Here is a 7,070-nt window from a genome sequence, read left to right on the forward strand (position 1 = left end):
TGACCCCACACTCAGATGCGAAGAGCCCTATTGCTCTACCGACCGCACTTAGCGACGAGGTGTCCGAGTCGATGGGGGCTGTATTCATCGCTGTTTGTGGTATCGCAGCTGCTGTAGCAACACTCGTCATTACCGCTATGACAGTCTTAATTGGGATCGTTGGCCCAAACTACAGGCGCTTGTTGGATAACGTTACCGGCGGCGTCGCCGGTATTCTGAGGCCGTACCGCCTAGTCGCCATTCTCGCCGTCTTGGCGAGCCTGACCTCACTGTGTCTTGGAGTCGCCTGGCCCCTCGTTAGTGAGTTCCCATGGGGCGCGACGTGGGCGTTGGCGTCCATTCCATTGGCGCTAGTGGCGTGGTCTCTGCTGGGTTGCTCTCAGGTCGTCGTACAGGTCGCAAGCCACTTTTGCAACAATCAGCGTGCAGACAAGCTCGCGGCTGAAGTGGCCGAAAAACGAAAGCGCGCCTGAAACCCTGCACGCGACTAATGCCTAATCTGATCGCGTGGGCCTCGAAAGCAGCGGGTTCGTCCAGGGCCGAGTTTCCATGCTCCGAGCATTCGCCCCGGAGTGAAAAAGCAGGACTCTGGTGCGGCCTATCGTCAAGAAGATCACGAGCCTACGGTTACTGGCTTAATGAGACCTCTTGCCGGTTTGCTAACGGCACAGGTATTGATTGTCGTGCTGACGATGCTCACTGCCCGTGCCGGGCGCTCGCCGTCCGGAGACTAAGTAAGCCGGTCGCCGTCCAGGTGTGGCCGCCCGTGCCGATTGCTGGAAAGCGCCCTGCGCGCCCGGTCGTAGAGATGCCCTCTACGCAGACTCTCTAGTCAGAATCCAAGGCTCTTAAAAGCAAATTGATCCCAGGCTGGTCGTAGTTCGAGATAGCGAAATTGTAGATGCGCTTTAGGTCGTCGTATGCCCCATACTGGTCTCTCTCGTTCTCCGAAACTTTCGTCCATCGTTCTAATTCGTCGGCCAGGTCTCCCAGGCTTAGGGCCGCATTGTGGTGAGTCTCGTTTGACAATTCTTAGCCCTTCGCCTCTGCCGCTGCAAAGACCGCCAGCGCCTCATTGAGGAAGGTAGCACCCTCGCAATCTTGATTGGCGATAGCGAACCGATATAAGGCGACTGTCTTTGCGATGAGGCCGTACTCGTCGGCGTCTCGATCCAGCACAGCGCGCCAACCGTCGTACTCCGCCAGTAGGTCCTCGATCTGTTCGCGGCGGCTCCCGCCACCCGCTGTTGATTGCTCGCTCATGGGTGCACGCTAGACGATCGCGATGCAACAGGGGCTAACCCGGACGAGATGCTCCGCGTAGTGACCGGAGACTAACCGCCTTTGTGCCGACATCCGGGTATAGCCAGGGACCATTCGGAGCGGACCTCGGCCGCTGTGGCCTGCGTAAACTGGTATCGGCCCACTAGACTAGGCAGAGAAGGCGCGCAACTCGCAAACTAGATTCCGCTGGTCGCAGGTTCGAGCTCCGCTGGCCCCGCCCTGAGGTCGTTCCAAGCGACGAGATTTCCGGTTCGGGCTCCATGCGCGGTGGCCCGATACACCTCCCTCGATGCCGGAGGCCGCCCCCGCGATCGCCTGCCGAACAGGCGATCTACTCCCGCCTCCGCAACAGGGACGAGGCCGACCGGGTACGGCAGATCCCAGAGCGATTGACGACTGTGCCGTTCCCCGTCGGGTGACCGACACGGCCGCACGGGGGATCAGTACGCCAGACCCATCCGAAGCGCGCCCACGGCCTCCGACAGTGCGGCGCGGGCGAGCGGGGTCGCACCGACTGCGTTGACGAACGGGTGGACCATCGTGGAATGCCGACGGAGCGAGACCTTGACGCCGGCGTCGGCCATCTTCCGCGCATATGCCTCGCCCTCGTCGCGCAGTGGGTCGAACCCGCCGGTGGCGACGTGAGCCGGGGGCAGGCCGGAGAAGTCCTCGGCCAGCAGCGGGGATGCGCGAGGGTCGAGGCGGTCGGCGTCCGAGCGCAGGTAGGTGTTCTCGTAGAAGTCCATGTTCTTGCCGGTGAGGAAGAATCCCTCGCCGAACAACTCGAACGAGCGGGTCCGCGTGGACATGTTGGTCGCGGGGACGAACAGCAGCTGGAAGTCGGGGGTCTTCTCGCCGGCATCGCGGGTCTGTTGACACACGATCGCCGCCAGGTTCCCGCCCGCGCTGTCTCCGCCCACCGCGATGCGCGTCGGGTCGACCCCGAGGGACCCGGCGTTGTCCCGCACGTACCGGAATGAGGCCAGGGCGTCCTCGGCCGCCGTGGGGAAGAGGAACTCGGGGGCCAGGCGGTAGTCGACGCTGAGGACCTTGAGGCCGCCCATCCGGGCGATGTAGCGGCAGGTCGCGTCGTGTGAGTCGATGCTCCCGAGCACCCACCCGCCGCCGTGGAAGAACACGAGCATCGGCAGCGGTTCGTCGCCGTGGACGGGGGAGTACAGGCGGGCGGGCAGGTCGGCGCGGGCGGTCTCGTCGCCGGGCTGATCGCTACCGGCGAGCGGGAGGACGAGGTCCTTGACGACGGCGAGGTCGATCCGGTTCCCCGAGACGGTGTACGCCGACCGCTCCACGGTCTGGCGTGCCTGTTCGAGCGGCAAGTCCTCGTACTCGCCCTCGGACAGCAGGGACATCACCCGGACCCCGGCCTGGAAGTGCGGGTCCAGCACCTGGCCGTCGATCCGTCGGGGGGCGCCGCCGGCCAGCTGGATCACCGGGCCGGGCAGCGAGCCCGAGGCGGTCATGGCGGCCTTGGTGAGGCGGTCCTTGATCGAGGGGCGAAAGGTCCTGTGTCCGGACATCGGTGAGCGCATTGCCACATTGTGCCGAGGATGGAGAGGATGATCGAGGAGAATCGACGAAGGGACTGGTCATGCGTTCAGATTCGGACCCGGTGGTACACGTAGAGGGGCTGGTCAAGACGTTCGGCGCCACCCGGGCGCTCGACGGCCTCGACCTGGACGTCCGCCGAGGCGAGGTGCACGGCTTCCTGGGGCCCAACGGTTCCGGCAAATCCACCACCATCAGGATCCTGCTGGGTCTCATGCGGTCCGATTCGGGACGGGTGACCCTGTTCGGGCGCGACCCGTGGCGGGACGCGGTCGACCTCCACTCCAGGTTGGCGTACGTGCCGGGGGAGGTGACGCTGTGGCCACGCCTGACCGGGGGACAGTGCATCGACATCCTGGGGCGAGCGCTGGGGGGACTCGACCCGGAGCGTCGCGCTGAGCTGATCGAGCGTTTCCGTCTGGACCCCACCAAGCGCACCCGCGACTACTCCAAGGGCAACCGACAGAAGGTCTCGCTCATCGCGGCGCTGGCCTCCGACGCCGAACTGCTGGTGCTTGACGAGCCCACGTCCGGATTGGACCCGCTGATGGAACAGGAGTTCCAGGAGTGCGTACGGGAGGCCGTCGACGCCGGGTCCACCGTGCTGCTCTCCAGCCACATCATGGGCGAGGTCGAGGCGTTGGCCGATCGGGTCAGCATCATCCGCGAGGGCCGAACGATCAGCTCCGGCACTCTCCGCGACCTGCGTCGTCACACCACCACCGAGGTCCACGCGGTCACCGATGCCGATCCGCGCGGCCTGGAGGGCGTCGACGGGATCACCCACCCGCGGATCGAGCGGTCCGACGAGGGGCGGTACGACATCCGCTGCCACGTGCCGGCGGGACGGCTCGGCGAGGTGACCGGGATCCTGCACGCGGCAGGCATCCACACGCTCACGGCGACCCCGCCCAGCCTGGACGACCTGTTCCGCAGCGCCTACTCCGCCGGTGACACCGGGGGAGACCACGCCCCGGCGGCCGCGGACACGCGGGGAACGCGGTGAAATCGGCCCTGGCCGGTACCGGTCTGCTGGTCCGGATCGCGGTGCGCACCGGGTGGCGGAGCGCCGCCGCCTGGGTGCTCGGCCTGGTCTCGCTATATCTGCTCAACGGCGTCTCGATCGCTGCGCTGTACGACACCCCGGAGAAGATCGCCGGCTACTCCGCGACCCTCGGCGAGTCGATGGTGATGCTCAACGGTCGGGTGGCCGGGCTCGACACTCTCGGCGGAGTCATGATGAACGAGTACGCGTTCATCGCCTCCTTCGCCATCCCGATCATGGCCATCGCGTTGACCGCCCGGTCCACCCGCCGGGAGGAGGAGACCGGCAGGACGGAACTCCTGCTCTCCGCCCAGACGGGACGGCTCGCCCCGGTCACGGCGGCCGTCGTCGTCGCCGCGGGGTATTTCCTCCTGTTCGGGTTGGGCATCTGGGCCGCGACTCTCGCCATCCCGGTCGACCGCGCCGGGGCGGCGTTCTACGCGGCCTCGCTCGTCGCCACCGGGTGGGTGTACGTCGCGGCGACGGCCGTCCTCGCACAGATGGTGGCGCACAACCGCACCGTGTGGGCGGCCGGAATGGCCGTGGCCGGACTCACGCTGGTCCTGCGAGGGATCGGTGACACCAACGAGAGCTGGGTGAGCTGGACATCGCCCCTGGGATGGCACGGGCTGGTCCGTCCGTTCGGGGACGTGTCCGTTCTTCCGCTCGTCGTGGCCGTGGTGACGGCTGGGGTGTTGTCCGCCGCAGCGTTGTGGCTCACCGGACGCCGGGACGTCGGGGCGGGGCTGGTGCCGGCCCGCACCGGATCGGCCACGGCCTCGAGGTGGCGGGAGTCCGAGCTCGGGGTGGCGGTGCACCAGCACCTCGGCGCGCTCGCCGGGTGGACGATCGGGGTCGTGGCGCTGATGACCATGTACGGAGCCCTGATGGACGTCGTCGTCGAGGCCATCATGTCCAACCCCACGCTAGCGGACTTCCTGGTCGAGTCCCCGGCGCTCGTCGATTCGCTCGTGCAGATGCTCGTGGTGTTCGTCGGGATAATCGGCGCAGGATTCGCCCTGCAGACACTCGGGGGACTGCGAGGGGAGGAGACCTCGGGTCGGTTGGAGCTCGAACTCGCGGCCGGGCGGTCCAGGTGGGAGTGGCTGGCTCTGCACACCGCGGTCGTGGCCGTGGGCGCCGTCGTGGTGGTGACAGCCGGTTCAGCCGCCTTCGCGCTGTCCACCTCCGTCGCCCTCGACGACCCGGACTCGATGGGACGGATCGTCGCGGCAGGGTCCTGGCAGGTGCCTGCCGTGCTCGCGTTCGTCGGGGTGTCGGTGGCGCTGTTCGGGCTGGTGCCCCGCCTGCAGGCATCGGGCTGGGCGCTGTTCGCGGTCTCCGCCGTCGTCACCTTCATGGGCCCCACCCTCAGGCTCACCGAGTCCCAGATGCGCCTGTCACCGTTCGGCGCGGTGGGACGGGCACCCGTCGGGCCGGTCGACACGGTCGGGGTGACGGTGTTGCTGGCCCTGGCGGTCGCCCTGGTGGTCGCGGGGCTGGTCGGGTTCCGTCGGCGCGACGTGCCGCGAACGTGACCGCGGAGCTGACACACTGACCACACAGCTGTAGACGATCAGGCCGACGACGGCCCGATCTGCCATCACCCGGGAGGATGACATGTCGGACGAGTTCGATCGAGATCGGCTGGACGCAGCCCTGGCGGCCGTCGAGGACTGGCCGGTGGACAACGTCTCGGCAGCGGTCGTCGGCCCGGAGGGGCTCCTGGCCGTGCGTGGTGACGACGCCCGCGTCTACCGACTCGCCTCGGTGACCAAACCGATAGTGGCCGTGGCTGCCCTCCTCGCGGTCGAGGAGGAGGCGATCTCCCTCGACGACGCCGCGGGGCCCGAGGGCTCGACCGTCCGCCACCTGCTGGCCCACGCGTCCGGTCTCGATTTCAGTGATCGCGGGAAGGTCCGCGCCGCGCCGGGGGAGCGACGCATCTACTCCTCGGCCGGCTTCGAGGTGCTCGCGGACCACATCGCCGACGCCACGGGGATCGCCTTCCCCGAGTACCTCACCGAGGCCGTGTGTCAGCCGCTCGGGATGGGGTCGACGGTGCTCGAGGGCTCGGCCGGACACGGTGCGTCGGCCAGCCTCGCCGACATGGTCGCCTTCGCGGGCGAACTCGTGGCACCGCGGCTCCTGGCGCCCGAGACGCTGGAGGAGGCGGTGAACGAACAGTTCCGCGGCCTCGACGGCGTCGTGCCCGGGTACGGCATGCACAAGCCGTGTCCGTGGGGTCTGGGGTTCGAACTCCGGGAGGCCAAGCATCCGCATTGGACCGGCCAGCACAACTCGCCCGCGACCTTCGGGCACTTCGGACAGTCCGGCACGTTGCTGTGGGTGCAGCCGGAGATCGAGACGGCCCTTGTCGTGCTCACCGACCGCGACTTCGGGGACTGGGCCAAGCCGCTGTGGCCGGAGCTGTCGGACCGGGTGGTGGACGCCGCCACCCGACGCAACCGTCCGGAGGACTCCCTCGGGGGCTGATCCCCCGTCATCGCAGACACGCCGCCGGGGACTCACGGCGGCGGGATTACGGTGCTGTAACTTTGCTGAGAATGCAGAAGTGTCGCTGGTGTAATTCGTTCACTTGAGGCACAGTTGTGTACTACAACCACATACGAATCATCGTTCACACGATATCGCGAGGTCGTTGGGGAAGACGTCCCTCAGTGAGTCGGGAGTGAAGCGATGTCTGATCTGAACCATTTCGCGGATACGACGACCGGCGTGGTGTTCATCCACGCCGCGCCTACCGCGTTGTGCCCTCACGTCGAGTGGGCTCTCGCGAGCACCCTCGACGCGTCCTCCGCCATGCGTTGGGAGGACCAGCCGGCCCAGCCGGGTGCCCGCAAGGCGATCGTCGACTGGATCGGTCCGGTCGGCACCGGGGCGCGCCTGGCCGATTCGCTGGCCAAGTGGTCGATGTTGGCCTTCGAGGTCACCGAGGACCCGAGCGACCTCGTCGACGGCGAACGCTTCTCCCACACCCCCGAACTCGGGATGTGGCGCGGCCAGACCGGCGCGAGCGGTGATGTGGTGATCGGGGAGAACAGGCTCCGTCACCTCATGGCCGCCGGTCCCGCCGCATTCCATACCGCGGTGGAGGCCGAGCTCGGGACCGCCTGGGACCGCGCGCTGGAGCCACTCCGCGGGCACCCCGCCG

The 7,070-nt window shown here is 67.5% G+C and carries 7 protein-coding genes; 5 read left to right on the forward strand and 2 right to left on the reverse strand.

Annotated features, from left to right (window positions below; all coding sequences use genetic code 11):
• The coding region (locus G6027_RS18380; protein ID WP_206682465.1) for a hypothetical protein at nucleotides 1-473 on the forward strand (473 nt) is incomplete at its 5' end.
• Nucleotides 474-1,032: 559 nt separating this feature from the next.
• On the opposite strand, the gene G6027_RS04555 is transcribed toward G6027_RS18380, so the two are convergent.
• Nucleotides 1,033-1,263: a hypothetical protein gene (locus G6027_RS04555; protein WP_182635793.1), complete on the reverse strand. Its 231-nt coding sequence runs from the start codon at nucleotides 1,261-1,263 to the stop codon at nucleotides 1,033-1,035.
• Nucleotides 1,264-1,724: 461 nt separating this feature from the next.
• Nucleotides 1,725-2,834, reverse strand: coding sequence for an alpha/beta hydrolase (locus G6027_RS04560; RefSeq protein ID WP_241726823.1), 1,110 nt, complete (start codon nucleotides 2,832-2,834; stop codon nucleotides 1,725-1,727).
• A 59-nt stretch (nucleotides 2,835-2,893) separates the two neighbouring features.
• Here G6027_RS04560 and G6027_RS04565 point away from each other — a divergent pair, with 59 nt between their 5' ends.
• The 4 genes from G6027_RS04565 to G6027_RS04580 form a co-directional block, all read left to right on the forward strand.
• On the forward strand, nucleotides 2,894-3,856 hold the full coding sequence (locus G6027_RS04565) for an ATP-binding cassette domain-containing protein (protein WP_182635795.1): 963 nt from the start codon (nucleotides 2,894-2,896) through the stop codon (nucleotides 3,854-3,856).
• Nucleotides 3,853-5,433: a hypothetical protein gene (locus G6027_RS04570; RefSeq protein WP_182635796.1), complete on the forward strand. Its 1,581-nt coding sequence runs from the start codon at nucleotides 3,853-3,855 to the stop codon at nucleotides 5,431-5,433. Before G6027_RS04565 ends, G6027_RS04570 begins: the two co-directional genes overlap by 4 nt.
• An 82-nt stretch (nucleotides 5,434-5,515) precedes the next feature.
• Nucleotides 5,516-6,391 carry a serine hydrolase domain-containing protein gene (locus G6027_RS04575; RefSeq protein ID WP_182635798.1) on the forward strand — a complete coding sequence of 292 codons (876 nt, stop codon included), beginning with the start codon at nucleotides 5,516-5,518 and terminating at the stop codon, nucleotides 6,389-6,391.
• A 204-nt stretch (nucleotides 6,392-6,595) separates the two neighbouring features.
• Nucleotides 6,596-7,070 (forward strand): DUF3145 family protein (locus tag G6027_RS04580; protein WP_182635800.1); only part of this gene is annotated, 475 nt, incomplete at its 3' end.

It is taken from the genome of Dietzia sp. SLG310A2-38A2, from assembly GCF_014145095.1.
In the GTDB taxonomy this organism is placed as follows: domain Bacteria; phylum Actinomycetota; class Actinomycetes; order Mycobacteriales; family Mycobacteriaceae; genus Dietzia.

What these genes read in the sequence shown, in the direction of transcription:
- G6027_RS04555 (WP_182635793.1), bottom strand. Translation starts at nt 1,263, where the DNA reads ATGAGCGAGCAATCAACAGCGGGTGGCGGGAGCCGCCGCGAACAGATC.
- G6027_RS04560 (WP_241726823.1), bottom strand. Translation starts at nt 2,834, where the DNA reads ATGCGCTCACCGATGTCCGGACACAGGACCTTTCGCCCCTCGATCAAG.
- G6027_RS04565 (WP_182635795.1), top strand. Translation starts at nt 2,894, where the DNA reads ATGCGTTCAGATTCGGACCCGGTGGTACACGTAGAGGGGCTGGTCAAG.
- G6027_RS04575 (WP_182635798.1), top strand. Translation starts at nt 5,516, where the DNA reads ATGTCGGACGAGTTCGATCGAGATCGGCTGGACGCAGCCCTGGCGGCC.